The sequence below is a fragment of the Gilvimarinus algae genome (genome assembly GCF_030518215.1).
GTDB classification, from domain to species: Bacteria; Pseudomonadota; Gammaproteobacteria; order Pseudomonadales; family Cellvibrionaceae; genus Gilvimarinus; species Gilvimarinus algae.
Genome location: NZ_JAULRT010000032.1, coordinates 23,150 through 39,259 on the forward strand (window position 1 = coordinate 23,150; position 16,110 = coordinate 39,259).

At 60.2% G+C, this 16,110-nt stretch carries 17 protein-coding genes; 9 read left to right on the forward strand and 8 right to left on the reverse strand.

The window, feature by feature from the left end; all coding sequences use genetic code 11:
- Nucleotides 1–90: 90 nt before the first annotated feature.
- Genes pip through QWI16_RS01580 form a run of 4 tightly spaced genes read left to right on the forward strand, consistent with a single transcriptional unit; the run spans nt 91 to nt 2,569 of the window.
- Nucleotides 91–1,062 (forward strand): prolyl aminopeptidase, encoded by a 972-nt coding sequence (pip, locus tag QWI16_RS01565; protein WP_302710962.1) that lies wholly within the window; start codon nt 91–93, stop codon nt 1,060–1,062.
- On the forward strand, nt 1,062–1,499 hold the full coding sequence (gene dtd, locus QWI16_RS01570; protein ID WP_302710963.1) for a D-aminoacyl-tRNA deacylase: 438 nt from the start codon (nt 1,062–1,064) through the stop codon (nt 1,497–1,499). The genes pip and dtd overlap by 1 nt, the downstream gene beginning before the upstream one ends.
- Nucleotides 1,500–1,507: 8 nt before the next feature.
- Nucleotides 1,508–2,359, forward strand: a complete 852-nt coding sequence (locus QWI16_RS01575; protein WP_302710964.1) for a TraB/GumN family protein — start codon at nt 1,508–1,510, stop codon at nt 2,357–2,359.
- Nucleotides 2,360–2,383: 24 nt separating this feature from the next.
- Nucleotides 2,384–2,569: a hypothetical protein gene (locus QWI16_RS01580; protein WP_302710965.1), complete on the forward strand. Its 186-nt coding sequence runs from the start codon at nt 2,384–2,386 to the stop codon at nt 2,567–2,569.
- A gap of 17 nt (nt 2,570–2,586) precedes the next feature.
- Here the strand turns inward: QWI16_RS01580 and QWI16_RS01585 are convergent, their stop codons facing one another.
- The 6 genes from QWI16_RS01585 to QWI16_RS01610 all read right to left on the reverse strand — a co-directional run bounded on the left by QWI16_RS01585 (nt 2,587) and on the right by QWI16_RS01610 (nt 8,328).
- On the reverse strand, nt 2,587–2,961 hold the full coding sequence (locus QWI16_RS01585; RefSeq protein ID WP_302710967.1) for a hypothetical protein: 375 nt from the start codon (nt 2,959–2,961) through the stop codon (nt 2,587–2,589).
- Nucleotides 2,958–4,721, reverse strand: coding sequence for a S41 family peptidase (locus QWI16_RS01590; protein ID WP_302710969.1), 1,764 nt, complete (start codon nt 4,719–4,721; stop codon nt 2,958–2,960). Before QWI16_RS01590 ends, QWI16_RS01585 begins: the two co-directional genes overlap by 4 nt.
- A gap of 74 nt (nt 4,722–4,795) precedes the next feature.
- Complete coding sequence (ubiB, locus tag QWI16_RS01595; protein ID WP_302710970.1) at nt 4,796–6,442, reverse strand: ubiquinone biosynthesis regulatory protein kinase UbiB; 1,647 nt, start codon at nt 6,440–6,442, stop codon at nt 4,796–4,798.
- A gap of 9 nt (nt 6,443–6,451) precedes the next feature.
- On the reverse strand, nt 6,452–7,069 hold the full coding sequence (locus QWI16_RS01600; RefSeq protein ID WP_302710971.1) for a ubiquinone biosynthesis accessory factor UbiJ: 618 nt from the start codon (nt 7,067–7,069) through the stop codon (nt 6,452–6,454).
- Entirely contained in the window at nt 7,069–7,818 is a 750-nt protein-coding gene (ubiE, locus tag QWI16_RS01605; protein ID WP_302710972.1) for a bifunctional demethylmenaquinone methyltransferase/2-methoxy-6-polyprenyl-1,4-benzoquinol methylase UbiE, read from the reverse strand. Before ubiE ends, QWI16_RS01600 begins: the two co-directional genes overlap by 1 nt.
- Before the next feature lie 60 nt (nt 7,819–7,878).
- Nucleotides 7,879–8,328, reverse strand: coding sequence for an RDD family protein (locus QWI16_RS01610; protein WP_302710973.1), 450 nt, complete (start codon nt 8,326–8,328; stop codon nt 7,879–7,881).
- A 160-nt stretch (nt 8,329–8,488) separates the two neighbouring features.
- Here QWI16_RS01610 and QWI16_RS01615 point away from each other — a divergent pair, with 160 nt between their 5' ends.
- Both QWI16_RS01615 and QWI16_RS01620 read left to right on the forward strand, forming a co-directional pair.
- Nucleotides 8,489–8,899: a YeeE/YedE family protein gene (locus tag QWI16_RS01615; RefSeq protein WP_302710974.1), complete on the forward strand. Its 411-nt coding sequence runs from the start codon at nt 8,489–8,491 to the stop codon at nt 8,897–8,899.
- Nucleotides 8,900–8,907: 8 nt separating this feature from the next.
- A complete protein-coding gene (locus QWI16_RS01620; protein ID WP_302710975.1) occupies nt 8,908–9,333 on the forward strand; it encodes a YeeE/YedE family protein in 426 nt (141 codons plus the stop codon).
- Here QWI16_RS01620 and QWI16_RS01625 read toward each other — a convergent pair.
- A complete protein-coding gene (locus QWI16_RS01625) occupies nt 9,320–10,636 on the reverse strand; it encodes a sigma-54 interaction domain-containing protein (RefSeq protein WP_302710976.1) in 1,317 nt (438 codons plus the stop codon). The genes QWI16_RS01620 and QWI16_RS01625 overlap by 14 nt on opposite strands.
- A 181-nt stretch (nt 10,637–10,817) precedes the next feature.
- On the opposite strand from QWI16_RS01625, the gene QWI16_RS01630 reads away from it, so the two are divergent.
- From QWI16_RS01630 to QWI16_RS01640, 3 genes are read left to right on the forward strand one after another with little or no spacing between them, the layout of a single operon-like run.
- Nucleotides 10,818–11,717, forward strand: a complete 900-nt coding sequence (locus QWI16_RS01630) for an MBL fold metallo-hydrolase (protein WP_302710977.1) — start codon at nt 10,818–10,820, stop codon at nt 11,715–11,717.
- A gap of 37 nt (nt 11,718–11,754) precedes the next feature.
- Nucleotides 11,755–13,422 (forward strand): bifunctional protein tyrosine phosphatase family protein/NAD(P)/FAD-dependent oxidoreductase, encoded by a 1,668-nt coding sequence (locus tag QWI16_RS01635; RefSeq protein ID WP_302710978.1) that lies wholly within the window; start codon nt 11,755–11,757, stop codon nt 13,420–13,422.
- Nucleotides 13,423–13,426: 4 nt separating this feature from the next.
- The gene (locus QWI16_RS01640) at nt 13,427–15,157 is read left to right on the forward strand and encodes a SulP family inorganic anion transporter (RefSeq protein ID WP_302710979.1); all 1,731 of its coding nucleotides are present in this window, start codon (nt 13,427–13,429) and stop codon (nt 15,155–15,157) included.
- A 6-nt stretch (nt 15,158–15,163) separates the two neighbouring features.
- Here the strand turns inward: QWI16_RS01640 and QWI16_RS01645 are convergent, their stop codons facing one another.
- Nucleotides 15,164–15,997, reverse strand: a complete 834-nt coding sequence (locus tag QWI16_RS01645; protein WP_302710980.1) for a 23S rRNA (adenine(2030)-N(6))-methyltransferase RlmJ — start codon at nt 15,995–15,997, stop codon at nt 15,164–15,166.
- Nucleotides 15,998–16,110 lie beyond the last annotated feature (113 nt).

Here is a 16,110-nt window from a genome sequence, read left to right on the forward strand (position 1 = left end):
TGCGCCGGGGACTCCCTCCCAGGGGCTTTGTGTGCTAAGTTGCAGGCTGATCATTAACTGCTGACTTTCAGCCTAGCAGGGCCGCCCTAAATGTTGATGTTTTACCCGGAAATCAAACCTTTCGCTCGCCACCAGATTCCCGTTGAATCGCCCCATGAGCTCTATGTCGATGAGTCCGGCAACCCAGAGGGTATCCCGGTGCTGTTTGTCCACGGCGGGCCCGGGGCTGGCTGTGGCAAGTACGACCGCCGATTCTTTGATCCCGAACACTACCGCATCATCCTGTTTGATCAGCGCGGCTGTGGCCGCTCGACGCCCCACGCTGAGCTTGAAAACAACACGACCCAGGCGCTGGTGAGTGATATAGAGGTGATTCGCGAATCTCTGGGGATCGACAAGTGGGTCTTGTTTGGCGGCTCCTGGGGTTCAACGCTGTCGCTGGTCTATGCCCAAACCCACCCGGAGCGGGTGCTGGGTTTGATTTTGCGTGGCATCTTCCTATGTCGCGAGCGCGACCTCAACTGGTTTTATCAAGATGGCGCCAGTGCCATCTTCCCCGATTACTGGCAGGATTTTCTCGCCCCGATTCCCGAAGATGAGCGCCATGACCTTATGCGCTCCTACTACCAGCGACTGACCGGTGATAATGAGCTGCAGAAAATGTCGGCGGCCAAGACCTGGTCCCTGTGGGAGGGGCGCTGTGCCACCTTGCGGCCCAACCAGGATGTAGTGGACGCTTTTTCTAACCCTTTCAAGGCACTGGCGCTGGCCCGTATTGAGGCCCACTACTTTGTCCACAAAGCGTTTCTTGAGGACAACCAGATTATCAACAATGCCGACAAGCTGGCGGGCATCCCGGGCATGATTGTCCACGGCCGCTACGACATGGTCTGCCCGCTGGATAACGCTTTTGCGCTGCAAAGTGCCTGGCCCGATGCCGAGCTGCAGATTATTCGCGACGCCGGTCACGCCTCGCGCGAGGCCGGTATTGTCGATGCCCTGATTCGCGCCACCGATGATCTGGCGCGCAAGCTGCGCCACGAAACCGATCACCTGGCCTGATGAGAGGCTTGATCCAGCGCGTCAGTCGTGCCTCAGTGACGGTAGACGGCCAGTGTGTTGGCGAGATAGATCAGGGGCTGTTGCTCTTACTCGGTGTTGAGCGCGAAGACAACCGCGCCAGTGCGGATAAGCTGCTGAAAAAAGTGCTCGCCTATCGGGTGTTTTCCGATGAGCAAGGCAAGATGAACCTAAATGTCGCCCAAGTCGATGGCGGCGTGCTCGCCGTATCGCAGTTCACTCTGGCGGCCGATACCAGCAAAGGTCTGCGCCCGGGGTTTTCCACGGCGGCGAGCCCCGGGCAGGCGCGCGAACTTTACGACTATTTTGTTGGGGAGCTCAAGGCCTGTCACCCGCGCGTCGCCACCGGAGAGTTTGCCGCCAATATGCAAGTGTCTCTGATCAACGACGGCCCCGTTACGTTTTTACTGACTGCGTGAGAATCATCATGAAAGGAACTCTGCTGTTTTTGTCTCTGATTGTCTCCCTGCCGGCTCTGGCCGACTCCTTGGTGTGGGAAGTGTCCCGTGGGGAGAACAAGGTCTACCTTGCCGGCACCATTCACATGCTCAAGCCATCGGATTACCCCCTGCCGGCGGACTACCAAAGCGTGTTTGCCAAGGCCGATGTGGTGGTGCTTGAAACCGATATGGACGAGGTCCAGTCGCCGGTTTTTGGCATGAAAATGGCGCAGAAAATGACCCTGCCACCCGGAGAGAGTTTGTCCAGTGTGCTCAAGCCCGAGGTGTACACCCAGCTGCGTGAATTCGCCAGTGAGCGAGGCTTGCCGATGCAGGCGCTGGCCAATTTTCAGCCGGCCTTTGTCGCACTGACCTTGTCGGTGCTGGAGATGCAGAAGCTCGGTTTTGCCGAGGGGGTCGAGGTGCGTTTCAGTCGCTTGGCCAAAGAGCAGGGCAAACCCCTGAAAGCCCTGGAAACACCCGATGAGCAGCTCGAGTTTATTCTGGCCATGGCCGAGCTCGAGCCCAACGATTTTATCCGCTACACCCTGGAGGACATGGCGCAGCTGCCCCAGCTGATGGACGAAATGGTGGCGGCGTTTAAGCGCGGCGATGACAAGGCCATTTACACACTGGGCGCCGAGCCGATGCTGGAATACTCCCGCTCGCTCTACGACACGATTCTTACCCACCGTAATCAAGCTTGGCTGACGCAATTGGATCAATACTTGAATACGCCTGAAACTGAGCTGGTGATGGTCGGCGCCCTGCATCTGGTCGGCCCGGAAGGGGTACCACAGCTGCTGAAGGCCAGAGGTGTGGATATCGAGCGTTTTTAATGGAGCCGGATAAAAAGGACTTTTATGCTTTTCAGGCTGACACTTGTCACACTGATTGTGATGATCGCTACGGCGAGGTTATACGGACCCGAGATCGCCGAGCGCCTAGCGGGGGATTCTGTGCCTGCCGCCCATGAAGAAGCGTTTAATCCCTTCGAAGATTTGCTCGATACAGTGCAGGGCGTGGTGAATAAGCTGAGAGGGCATTAAGCGCTCCCAGCCCGGAACTAACGCGCCGCGTTCACCGGTTTGCAGCGGGCGTTTTCAAGTACCCATTCCCGATCGGTTTGATCGTGTCGCACGGCGCAGGTATCGCCGGTCAGCCACAGAGAAAAACGATCCGGCCGTCCCATCAACAACCCCTGGTCACCGCCGTTTTCAATGCGCGCCTGTGAGGGCGCATCTATCGTCAGGGTCGGCTGGTCGGTCAGGGCGCGGCTGGACAGCCGTACCTTGGTGCCCAGCGCCTCGGACACGGCGCTCACAAGTTCGGTACGCACTGTGTCATCGGGGGCCACCAGCACGGCGGCCCGCGGCCCGGTCTCAACCGATTGGCAGGCGGCGAGGAGTGTGGCCGCCGCCAAGATCGCTGCGCGTTTCACTGGGGGTGCCTCAGCAGCATATCGCCCATACCGCGCGGTTGATGGATGTAACCGTCAGAGGCGCCGGCGTCGATGGCCTTTTGCAGCTTGCTGGCCGCGGCGGTGGTGGCCTTGGCTTGTGGTGCCGAGGGGCAGCTGCCGGTAGCGCGATAGTGCAGCGCCGCAGCAAGGCGGGCCTCACCTGGGTCGCCCAGCAGGTGGTCAAAGTCGTCCTCGACCGCACAGCCTGGCAGCTCTGCCTGGTTGCTGCTGCCGGCATCGCCGGGGAAGAAGCCGTCGGCGTAGTCGCCAAAGCCCTTGGCGTTGGTGCCTTTAAACTGGGTGGTGAAATAGGACAGGCCGCAGTTATCGATCACATAGGCCCCGTAGGGCTTGCCGCAGGTGGCGCCACCTATCTGGATAATCTCAACATCCACACCGCGCAGGCCGTTGATAATTGCCTCAGAGGCTGAGCAGGTATTGCCGCCGGTCAGTACATACAAGCGGTTGAGCTCGAGCGTTGGCAGAGCTTGACCCTCGGTCAGCGAAAAGCCGAGCGTGGTGGTGTGAAAGGCGATGGGGTCGAGCCGCTCCCCGGTAAAGGGATCGTATGTGGGGTGCTTGTCATTAAACTCCGTATTGGCAAAGGTTTTACCTGCGGCGTTGCTGCCGGCAATCATATAGGACAGCTCGTTGGCGATATCCAGATAGCCGCCACCGTTGTAGCGCAAATCCAACACCAGATCGCTGATGCCGGCATTGCTCATGGCGGTAATGGCGCTCACCAGCTCGGCCTCGGCCGTGGCGATATGGGTGTTAAACAGCAGGTAGCCCACGGTGCCGGTTGCCGTGTCGATGGTCGCGGTCTTGTTGACGGCGCTGACGGTCAGCTCGCCGGCGGTGAGGGTAATCTCGCGGGTGGCGCTGCTGCCCAAATCCTGCACCACAAAGGTATGGCTTTCGCCCAGCTCTGAGGGAAAGAGACCGGCGTTAAGCGTGTCCACGCCCGCTTGCGAGTTGTCGTTGACCAGATCGACGCCGTCGATTTCAAGAATACGTGCACCACGGGCCAGGTTGGCGTTGGCCGCTGACGAGCCTGGCTCGGTGAATACCACTACCGCTTCGCGCGGCGGGGTGCTGGCCAGCAGCGCCCACTGGGCGCCGTAGCCCACCGCAATACCCGATTCGGTGCGCGCGCGATAGCTGTCGGTATCGTCGTACCAGTGGAACTGATCTTTGAGGTTGCCCGAGGGAGTGCGGGCAGTCGTCTTCAGCAGATCGAAATACTCGGTGGTGGTATAGAGCATGGGGTTGCGGTCGGTGATTTCGTCGTACCACAGATAATAATTATTGCTGAACGAGCGCAAAAACACGTTCTCGTCTACGTAGCTACCCTGCTCATCCGGGTAGGGCTGGCCGTTGTATGGGGCAATGCCCTGGCGTGGGTCGGCGCACTGGGACCAGAAATTATCCTCCGGCGGGAAGACGCCCTCTACCCAGGTGTAGTTTCCGTTACCGCTCGATGACGTACTCGAAGAGCTGCTGCTGGAACTGCTACTGGAGACACTTGAGCTACTCGATGAACTGCTGTTGGATGGGCTGGAATTGCCGCCCTGGCTGGGCGATGAGCTGGAAACACCGTAGTAATCCTGCACTCGCTCCAACGTGGTGGGACTGCCACTGCTGCCACCGCAGGCGGCAAGACTGAGCGCCAGGGTGGCGGCTGCAGCTGTTTTCATCAGAGGCGCCACAGTGCCACTAAAAGGGGGGTATCGGTTCATCGCGCGCTTGTCTCCTTGCCGCTTAGTTATGGCTACTACCCCGACAATACCAGAAGTGCGGGGCAAAATCAGTGTCAGCGTCGCAGGGCCAGAAGCAGCAGCCCTGCGCCCCCCAATACCCAGGCGGCAGGGGGGATGTGTTGCCCGCTTTTTACCACCTGATGGGTGAGTTCCGGCCACACCAGCAGGACCGAGCCGGCGATACACGCGGTGGCCGCGAGCAGCAAACGCCGCCGCACACTGGCGCGTCTTTCGCGTTTTTGCGCCAGCTCCCGGGAGCGCTGCAGCTCATCGCGCAGCCCATCCAAGTGCTGCACTTGTTGCAGGCCGTTGAAAATCAAATGGGGGACTTCGGGGAATTTTTCCATCCACTCGGGGCCGTAGCGCTTGAGATCCTGCCAGAGAGTTTTCGGGTGAAAGCGGTTTTTCAGCCAGCGCTCTAAAAACGGGTGGGCAGTGGCCCAGAGGTTAAGGTCCGGATAGAGCTGACGTCCCAGTCCTTCGATGTTTAAAAGCGTTTTCTGTAACAGTACCAGTTGCGGCTGTACTTCCATGTTAAAGCGTCGTGCGGTGCGAAACAGGCTCAAGAGCACATGGCCGAAAGAGATCTCTTTAAGTGGCTTTTCGAAGATGGGTTCGCAGACGGTGCGCACGGCCGCTTCCAGCTCTTCGATACGGGTGTGTTCCGGCACCCAGCCGCTTTGTACGTGCAGTTCGGCCACCTGGCGGTAGTCGCGACGGAACATGGCGAGCATGTTGCGCGCGAGATAGTACTGGTCGGCGCGGTTGAGTGAGCCGACGATGGCCATGTCCACCGCAATATACTGGGGTTGATCGGGGTGGGCGCGGGAGACAAAGATATTCCCGGGGTGCATATCTGCGTGAAAAAAATTGTGCTCGAACACCTGGGTAAAAAAGATTTCCACGCCGCGCTCGGCGAGCTTTTTCATGTCGGTGTTCTGCGCCTGGAGTTGCTCGATGTTCGTGACCGGAATACCGGAAATGCGCTCCAGCACCAGCACCTTATGACGGGTGTAATCCCAGATGACTTCGGGAATGTAGAGCAGCGGCGAGTGAAGAAAGTTGCGCCGCAACTGCGAGGCATTGGCCGCCTCGCGCTGCAGGTCCAGCTCGTCAAAAATAGTGGTGCGGTAATCATCCACCACTTCCACCGGGCGCAAGCGCTTGCCATCGGCGCTGTAACGCTCGACCACCTGTGCAATAACGTGCAGCAGGCGGGTGTCCTGTTCGATCACTTTTTCGATGCCGGGGCGAATCGCTTTAACCACCACCTCCCGTCCATCGTGGAGCACGGCCGCGTGTACCTGTGCGACTGAGGCCGAGGCCAGAGGTTCGCGGTCAAACTGCTGGAACAGGTTGTCGACGCTGTCGCCCAGTGAGTGTTCCACCAGCGCACAGAATTTGGTTTTATCGAAGGGCGGCACCCGGTCCTGCAGGGCGCTGAGTTCGGCGATGATGTCCGGCGGCATCAAATCCGGACGGGTAGAGAGCAGCTGGCCGAACTTGATAAAGATCGGGCCCAGGCCTTCAAAGGCCAGGCGCAGGCGCTCTCCGCGGGAGCGCTTGCCGGCGGGAATCAGTGCCAGGGGAGCAAGCAGCAGACGCAGCCACCACGGCAGATTGCCCTTTGCGATCAGCAGGTCCAGACGGTAGCGGGCAAACGTAAAGAGAATGGTCAGCAGGCGGAGCAGACTGGTCATCGTATTGGGTTATCCGTGGTGTTTGGTGGCCAGTGAGGCTACGCGCGCTTCCAGCCGGTCGAGCGCCAGGCGGGTGTCGCTAATATCTTCACAAAAGATCTCAAATTCGCGGCGCCCAAGCGCAGCGGCAGACTCTTCGCTCAGGTATTCCTCACCGAGGCGGCTGGCGCTGGCGCCCCGCGCTTGCGCCCAGTCGCCGAAGGCGCGCCACTGACGCGCCAGGACATGGGCCGGCAAGGTGCCCAAGGTATCCGCCAGCCACATTTCCCAGTCGATTTCCAACTGCTTGAGCAGTGTGCGCAGCTCGCCGAGCAGCGCGGCGCGCCCCTCGAGGGTGACGCCGGTGCTGTGCAAGCTGTGGCTGTCGCCAGCGGCGGCGAGCTTCAGTAAATCGCGCGCACTGCCGGTGAGCGCGGCGGTGGGCGTTCCCTCGTAGTACTGCTGCAGCCGCACAGGCTCGCCGAGCAGCCAGTAAACCGTTATTGCCGGCGAGGTACAGTGCACCGCCAGAACCTGCCCCTCCAGTGATTGCAGGAGGGCGCGGCTGCCCGGATCATAGGTCAAGGCCTTGTTGATCAGAGTCTCCAGGGCACTGGCCAGCCCGGCAATGGCGGTGGCGCCCAGCATCAGGGTTTGATTCCGCAGTGCAGTGCGACTATGCCGCCGGTCATGTTGTGGTATTCGGTGAGCACGAAACCGGCGTCATCCATCATGGTCTTGAGGGTTTGCTGGTCCGGGTGCATACGGATGGATTCGGCCAGATAGCGATAGCTGTCGGCATCGCCGGTAACCAGTTTGCCCATAGTGGGCAATAGCTTGAAAGAGTAAGCGTCGTAGGCCTTTTCCAGCAGAGGGTTGCCCGGTTTGGAAAACTCGAGCACCAGCAGTTTGCCACCTGGCTTGAGGACTCGGAGCATGGCGCGCAGGGCAAGGTCTTTGTCGGTCACATTGCGCAGACCAAAGGCGATGGTAATGCGGTCAAACGTGTTGTCGGCAAAGGGCAGGTACTGGGCATCGGCCTGGGCGACCGTCAGGTTGCCGGCAACGCCCTTGTCCAGCAGCTTGTCGCGCCCGACTTTGAGCATAGAGTCGTTGATGTCCGCCAGGACCACCAGCCCCTGTTCGCCGACCTGGCGGGCAAACTGATAAGACAGGTCGCCCGTGCCGCCGGCAATATCGAGGATTTTGTGGCCTCGGCGCACGGCGGCCTTTTCAATGGTCAGGCGTTTCCAGAGCCGGTGGATACCACCGGACATCAGGTCGTTCATCAGATCGTATTTGCCGGCGACCGAGTGGAAAACGCCGGCGACCCGCTCGGCTTTTTGGTCGATATCGACTTGCTCAAAACCAAAGTGAGTGGTTTTTTTCTCGCTCATAGCCACGCCTGATTCATACGCTGAAAGGGAGAGCCATTGTACATTGATGGCGTGCCCCCGTCAGGGCGTGTTTGCTGTTGATGGTCCGCGGCGAATCACAACGGTGCGCGCCAGTTTGTCGTGCCAGCCCTGCTTGCGTGAATCGAGCGCGATCCAGACAAAGCCCAGGCAGAGGAAGATGGCGGAGATGTAGTAGCCGAGGTAGCGCACGATCAATTGCCAGGGCTCGGGCTTTTGCAAAGTGTCGGCATCGACGATGATGGCGCTGGCCACCATCTTGCCAGGCGTGGCGGATTTGATCAGCCAGAACAGCAAAGTAAAGGCGGCGGGGATACCGTAGTTGACCCAAAAGTTTTCCGCGCCGGCCATCAGCATGGACAGCCAGTTGCCCGAGTGCTGGTAGAGACCGATGATGATGGCCACCACTATGGGCAGTACCACCACAGAATCCACCAAAAAGGCGAGAAAGCGTAGCCAGAAGCCAACGTAGACGGGGGTGGGTGAGTTCATAGAAGCCTCAGTGTCATTAATGGCAAAAGCTGTGTCATAACTGTGACGGTGCTGTCCGCGATGGCGCGGCCATGGCTATGATACCCCAATGCCTGTGGGGCTTGTCGGCTGTGGCGCTAAACTTGCTGTTAGCGAGTATTGATCATTGTCAGGGGGTTCTATGTCCATGTTTCTTCCCGCCCTGCTGGGCGGTTTGCTGATTGGCGTGGCAGCCGTTGGGCTTTTGCTGTTGCTCGGGCGCATTGCCGGCATCAGCGGCATTGTCTGGGGCGCATTTACTGGCGGCGCCGAGGCAAAGTGGCGCTGGCTGTTTGTCGCCGGTCTGCTCGTCGGAGCCGCGGGCTACCATCTGCTCTCGGGTGCCCCCTACCCAGAGCCCAGTGCCTTGCCCCTGTGGCAGGCCCTGCTGGCCGGCTTTGTGGTGGGGGTGGGGGTCAAGCTTGGCAGTGGATGCACGAGCGGTCACGGTGTCTGCGGTCTTGCTCGTCTGTCGTTGCGTTCGCTAGTCGCGACCCTCACTTTTATGGCCGCGGGAATTGCCACGGTTTTTGTCCTTCGTCACTTACTCTAGGAGCGATTATGAAATCGGTTTTCGCGCTGATTTGCGGTCTTCTGTTTGGGGCCGGTTTGGCTATGTCGGGCATGACTGACACGGCAAAAGTGCTGGGCTTTCTCGATCTGTTCGGCCGCTGGGACCCCGCCCTGATGTTTGTTATGGGCGGCGCTGTGGTCGTGACCTTGGTAGGGTTTCGCCTGGTTCTGCGCCGCTCGCGGCCGGTGTGCGATGAGCGCTTTAACCTGCCTGCCAACCGCCGTATTGATCGTCGCTTACTGGCCGGTGCGGCCGTGTTCGGCCTCGGCTGGGGGCTCTACGGCTATTGCCCGGGGCCGGCGCTCTCGGCGTTGGTGTATCTGGAAATAAAAACCCTGGCCTTTGTGCTGGCCATGATCTCGGGCATGGCCGTTGTGCATGGCTGGGAAAAACGCGAGGCTAAACGCCTTTGAGTTTACGGTAAAAGGTGCGCAGGCTGATGCCGGCGGCGCGGGCGGCGGCCTGCTTGTCGCCATGGTGTTCGGCCAGCAGCTGCTGCAGGTGGCGGGCCTGAAGACTTTTGAGGTCGTCACCCTCCTGTTTCGCTCTGGCGCTGTCGGGCAGGTGGTTTTCGCAGGCCCGGTCCGCTTCGGTGGCCAGGGTCAAAGTAGCCGGGCTGATGCTGTCAGTGGTTTCGAGCAGGCAGGCGCGCTCCAGCAGGTTGCGCAGCTCGCGGATGTTGCCGGCAAAGGCTTGGCTTTGCAGCCAGTGCTCAGCCGCTCGGCTCAGACGGTGGCCGGGCGCAAGTTTTTGCAGCAGCGAGCGGGCCAATAGCGGGATGTCCTCGGTGCGCTCGCGCAGAGCGGGCAAGCAGATCGGAAACACGTTAATCCGGTAGTAAAGATCCTGGCGAAATTCGCCGGCGCTCACCATGGCTTTGAGGTTCTTGTGGGTGGCGCAGACCAGCCGGAAGTCGGCCATTTGCACCTGCACACTGCCGATGGGCCGGTAGGTGCCGGACTCAATCAGCCTTAGCAATTTGACTTGCAGAGGCAGGGGGATATCGCCCACTTCATCGAGAAACAGAGTACCGCCCCTGGCGGCCTCAATCAGGCCCTGCTTGCGAAAGCTGGCCCCGGTAAACGCGCCTTTGAGGTGACCGAAGAGCTCGCTTTCAAACAGGCTGTCGGTCAACCCGGCACACTCGACGGTGACAAAGGGGTTGTCGCGGCGCGCGCTGGCATCGTGGACGGCGCGGGCGGCCAGCTCCTTGCCGGTTCCCGATTCGCCCAGCAGCAACACCGAGGCCTCACTCGGGCCCACCCGATTGATCAGGTCCACCGCTTTGTTAAACGCGGCACTGGCCCCGACCATTTTTTGCGCTGACGCCTCAACGCTGGCGGTCTGCACTGGCTTGAGCAACTCGACAAAGTACTTTAACTGCCCTTGCTCGCCTTTGATGGGCAGCATCTCCACATCCACGTGCTCGCGACCGCGAGGCGTGTTGTGGATGTGCAGGACGCGCTCTTTGGCGCCGGATTGCTTGCACGCTGCCAAGGGGCAGGATTCGCCCGCCTGGTCGCAGGGGCGGTCATAACCGTGGGAGACCTGATAGCAGTGAGGCGTGCGTTTGGGGTCGATAGCGCCAAAAGTGGCGGTGTACAAATCGTTAGCGGCCAGCACCTGGTAGTCGGCGCTCATCAAAATGGCCGGGCAGTCGTAGCCGTCGAGCATCCGGGCGGCGTTATGGTCTGTGTCTCGGGCGATCAGTTGCATACTGTCAGTTGTGTCTGGCGGTTGTGTCAATTATGGCAAAGCCGCTGGTGATTTGCCTGATCGATTTTCGAAATCAGAAAAAATAACTTTTATTTCAATGGGTTGTCGGTACTTTGGCGTGCAAGGCATGTTTGGCCTGTGGGTTGCTAAGGCAAAGGTAACAGCCTTGGAGGTGAAGCCTATGACAAGCCGCACGCTACCCTTTGATCCGCCAACTCACGTTAAACCCGTGGTAATTGCCTTTTTTGACGAGCCTACCAACACCTTTTCTTATGTGGTCAAAGACCCTGCCAGCGCCAGCTGCGCGGTCATCGACTCGGTGATGGACATTGACTATGCCTCGGGCCGCACCAGCTTTACCGGCGCGGATCAGATCATTGATTACATTCGCGACAATGACTGGCAGCTTGAGTGGATTATCGAAACCCATGTCCATGCCGATCACTTATCGGCGGCGCCCTATATCCAGGAAAAGCTGGGCGGCAAGCTTGGTATTGGCGATCAAATCACCCGGGTGCAGGAGACCTTTGGCAAGATCTTTAACGAGGGTACGGCCTTTGCCCGCGATGGTTCGCAGTTCGATCGCCTGTTCGCAGACGGCGACAGCTACGCCATTGGCAGCATGACGGCTTACGCCCTGCACACGCCTGGTCACACGCCCGCCTGTATGACGCATGTGATTGGCGATGCGGCTTTTGTCGGGGACACACTTTTTATGCCAGACGGCGGCACAGCCCGCGCCGATTTCCCCGGCGGTGATGCGGCGACACTCTATCGCTCTATCCAGCGGGTTCTGGCATTGCCGGAGCAGACGCGACTGTTTATGTGTCATGACTACTTGCCCAACGGCCGGGCCGTGGCCTGGGAGTCCTCGGTAGCGGCGGAAAAAGCGCACAATATTCACGTCAAGGACGGTATCAGTGAGCAGGCATTTGTTGCCATGCGCGAAAGCCGTGACAAGACGCTGGGCATGCCCAGGCTTATCCTGCCGAGCTTGCAAGTGAATATGCGCGCGGGGCATCTGCCCCCGGCCGACGACGATGGCAAGGTGTTTTTGAAAGTACCGCTCAACACCTTGTAGCCGACAATAAAAAATTCCATAACAGAGGCCCCCAACCATGAGTGAACAACAACTCACACCCACGCTGTGGGTCAGTGCCCAAATAGGGCCGGATCGCGTGTCCGCTCTCTCCGAGCAGGGTTTTACGGATGTGATTTGCAACCGTCCCGATGGCGAGGCCGAAGGGCAGCCGCCTTTCGAGGCAATCCGCCGTGCGGCCGAGACAGTGGGGATACGCGCACACTATTTACCTGTGGTGCCGGGCCAGTTCGGGCGCGCCGAAGCCGCCCGTATGGCGGCGCTGTTGGCGAGCGCGCCGGGCAAAACCCTCGCCTATTGCCGCACTGGTAATCGCAGCGCCAGCCTTTGGGCCGTCGATCAATGGCTCGGCGGCGCCGACAAGGCGGGCCTTATGTCTCAGGTGCAGACACTGGGTTTTGATCTCGGTCCGACCCTTGAGCGGTTTTCCCCTACCACAACCGAGCAGCGCGACATTCTGGTTGTCGGTGGCGGCGCAGCGGGCATAGCGGTGGCTGCGAGTATCAAAGCTCGTCAGAGCGCTGTGGGTATTACTATCGTTGAGCCGGCCAGCAACCATTTTTACCAGCCCGGCTGGACTCTGGTGGGCGGCGGGGTATTCAGCCCGGAAAAAACACGACGGGATATGGCCAGCATCATTCCGCCGGGTGTGGAGTGGATTCAATCGGCGGTAACAGCGTTTGCCCCCGAGGATAACCGCGTGACCCTGAGCGATGGTCGCACGCTGCAGTACCAGCAGCTGGTGGTTGCGCCAGGGCTGGTACTCAATTGGTCGGCCATTGAAGGTCTGGAGGACACACTGGGGAAAAACGGCGTCACCTCCAATTATCGCTACGACCTCGCCCCTTACACTTGGGCGCTGGTGAAAGGGTTGAAAGGCGGCCGGGCCGTTTTTACGCAGCCGCCGATGCCCATCAAGTGCGCCGGTGCGCCGCAAAAAGCCATGTACCTGTCTGCGGACTATTGGTTGAGCGAAAGCCTGCTCAGTGACATCAGCGTCGGCTTTTACAATGCCGGCGCTGTGTTGTTTGGCGTCAGCGAGTATGTGCCGGCGCTGATGGAATATGTGCGTCGCTATAACATAGACCTGAACTTTCAACACAACTTGGTGGCTGTGGACGGCCCGCGGCAGATCGCGACCTTTGTCGTGACCAACGCCGAGGGTGAAAGCCATCGGGAACAGGTGCCCTTTGAGATGCTGCACGTGTGTCCGCCTCAGAGCGCCCCGGCGTTTGTGCGCCACAGTGCATTGGCCGATAAGGCCGGTTGGGTGGATGTGAACCCGGCGACCTTGCAGCACCAGCGCTATGGCAATGTCTGGGCGCTGGGCGATGTGATCAATGCGCCCAATGCCAAAACCGCGGCGGCGGCCAGAGCCCAGGCGCCGATTGTCGCAACCAATCTGCTGGCAGCGATTGGCTACCACTGTGAGCCGCGCCACTACAACGGCTATGGCTCCTGTCCGCTGACGGTAGAGCGGGGCAAAATTGTCCTAGCGGAGTTCGGCTATGGGGGCAAGCTGCTGCCGAGCTTCCCACCCTGGCTGCTCGATGGTACCCGCCCGACCCGCCTGGCCTGGTGGCTCAAGGAGAGAATCCTGCCGCCTGTCTACTGGCAGGCTATGCTCAAAGGGCGCGAATGGCTGACGCAAAGTGAGCCGGCCACCCGGGAGGAGTCGACCCATTAGCCGAATGATCCGAAAACAGGTGTCGCGCTATCTGCCGGTGCTGGACTGGTCGCGCGAGTATTCGCGCGCGGCTCTGGTGGATGATCTGCTGGCGGCGGCTATCGTCACTGTCATGCTGATTCCGCAGTCGCTGGCTTACGCGCTGCTTGCCGGTTTGCCTCCGGAAGTGGGGCTCTACGCCTCGCTGTTGCCGCTGTTGCTCTACGGTTTGCTGGGTACCAGCCGCACCATGTCGGTGGGTCCGGTGGCGGTGGTCTCGCTGATGACGGCGGCCGCGGTCGGCGGTCTGGGGCTGGCCGAGCCGGCGCATATTCTGGCCGCGGCGGCGGCACTGGCGCTGGTCAGTGGCGCCATGCTGTTGTTGCTCGGTTTTCTCCGCCTGGGTTTTCTCGCCAACTTTCTCTCCCATCCGGTCATTGCGGGGTTTATTACCGCCTCGGGTGTTCTTATTGCCTTGAGTCAGCTCAGGCACCTGACCGGTATGAACCTGGCCGGCGATACCCTGCCCGAGTTGCTGCTCGGTCTTGGTCAGCTAAAGACGGAGTTCAACCTGACGACGGCATTGCTCGGTGGGGCGACCCTGTTGTTTTTGTTTTGGGTGCGCGCAGCCCTGGCGCCGCTTCTGGTGCGTATGGGTATGGCCGAGCGCACGGCAGCACTGATGGCCAAAGCCGGGCCCGTGGTGGCCGTGGTGGTCGGCGCCGGGCTCGCCTGGTGGCTGGATCTGGCCGGCCGCGGGGTCGCCCTGGTGGGTGAGGTGCCCGCTGCGCTGCCGGCGCTGGCAATACCGCAGTTACCTATGGGTCTCTGGCAGCAATTGGCAGGGCCGGCGCTACTGATTGCCGTGATCGGCTTTGTCGAATCTGTGTCTGTAGCGCAGACACTGGCGGCAAAAAGGCGCCAGCGGATAGACCCGGATCAGGAGTTAATCGCTTTGGGCGCGGCAAATCTTTCGGCCGGTGTCAGCCAGGGTTTTCCAGTGACCGGTGGTTTTTCCCGCTCGGTGGTGAATTTTGAGGCGGGTGCGCGCACCCCGGCTGCGGGCATCTACACGGCCATGGGCATGGCTCTGGCCGTGCTGTTTCTCACCCCGGCGCTGGCGTATTTGCCCAAGGCCACCTTGGCCGCGACCATTGTGGTGGCGGTCCTGTCGCTGATCGACCTGTCCATTCTCTGGCGCGCCTGGCGCTTCGCGCGGGCCGACTTTATCGCTGTGAGCGCAACGGTTGTCGTCACCTTATTGCTCGGGGTGGAGTGGGGCGTAAGCGCGGGGGTTGCCGCTTCGCTGGCGATCTACCTGATTAAAGCCTCGCGACCGCACATCGCTGTGGTGGGTCTGGTGCCGGGTACGGCGCACTACCGCAACGTTGACCGGCGCCCCGTGGTGACCCAGCCACATGTGCTCTCCGTGCGAGTGGATGAAAGCCTGTTCTTCGCCAACGCCCGTTTTCTGGAGGACCGTCTGTATCAGTTGGTGGCCGAGCAGCCGCACCTGCGTCACCTGATCTTGCAGTGCAGTGCGGTCAACGCCATTGATCTGAGCGCCCTGGAATCGCTGGAGGCCATTAACGAGAGACTGAACGCCAGTGGTGTGCGCCTGCATCTATCCGAGGTAAAGGGTCCTGTGATGGATCGGCTCCAGCGCAGTGACTTTCTCGATTCGCTCACAGGCCGCGTCTACCTCTCGCATCATCAGGCGGTCACCGCGCTGGATGAGGAGGACTTTGTCATTTGACGCGCGCTATTCGCTAATTGTTTCTTGGCGATAGTAGCCCTGGCCGTTCTCGCCGAGCTCAGCGGCAAGCCAGGGCAAGGTTTCTTCCATCTGCGACCAGAGCGTCCACGGAGGATTCACGACTATCATCCCGCTGGCGGTCATGCCGTGGCCGGGGCTGTCCGGCCGCACCCCCAATTCAAATAGCTGGATACCGCCGATTCCGCTCTGGCGCAGCTGTTTTTCCAGCGTGTCGATCCGGGCTCTGTCCACCACCGGATACCAGAGCAGGTAGCAGCCCGAGGCAAAACGCCTGCTGGCCTGCGTCAGGGCCTCGGCGACTTTCTGGTAGTCGCTTTTGATCTCGTAGGAGGGGTCAATCAGCACCAGAGCCCGACGGGTCGGGGGCGGCACCAGCGCCCTGAGCCCGGCAAAACCATCCTCGCACTTAACGTACACCCGTTTTTTGCCCTGCAGGTTCTTCCGCAATAATGCATGGTCGGCGCCGTGCAGCTCGTGCAGCCAAAGTTCGTCCTGAGGCCTGAGCCGGTGACTGGTTAGCAGCGGCGAGCCCGGGTAGAGTGCCAGCGTTTTGCGATTGCTCTCGCGCACGCTCGCCAGATAGTGGGCGAGCGGCTCAGGCAGATTCGGCTGGTTGTAAATTTTGCCAATTCCGGTATCGAATTCGCGATTTTTTTCACGCTCCGCGGTCAGTGAATAGAGGCCGGCACCGCTGTGGGTGTCGATAATACGCAGCCCTGTCTCCTTGCGCTGTAAGTACTCCAGGCAACACAGCCACACGCAGTGTTTGAGTACATCGGCGTGGTTGCCGGCGTGGTAAGCGTGACGGTAACTGAGCATGGAGCCTCCCGGGCCCGAATGATTAGCCCCTGAAAAAGCGTGATTATAAGGGTTTTGTGAGTTCACAGTGGCAGCTGGTGAGTATTTTGCAGGGATACTATTTTTTGCCCTGT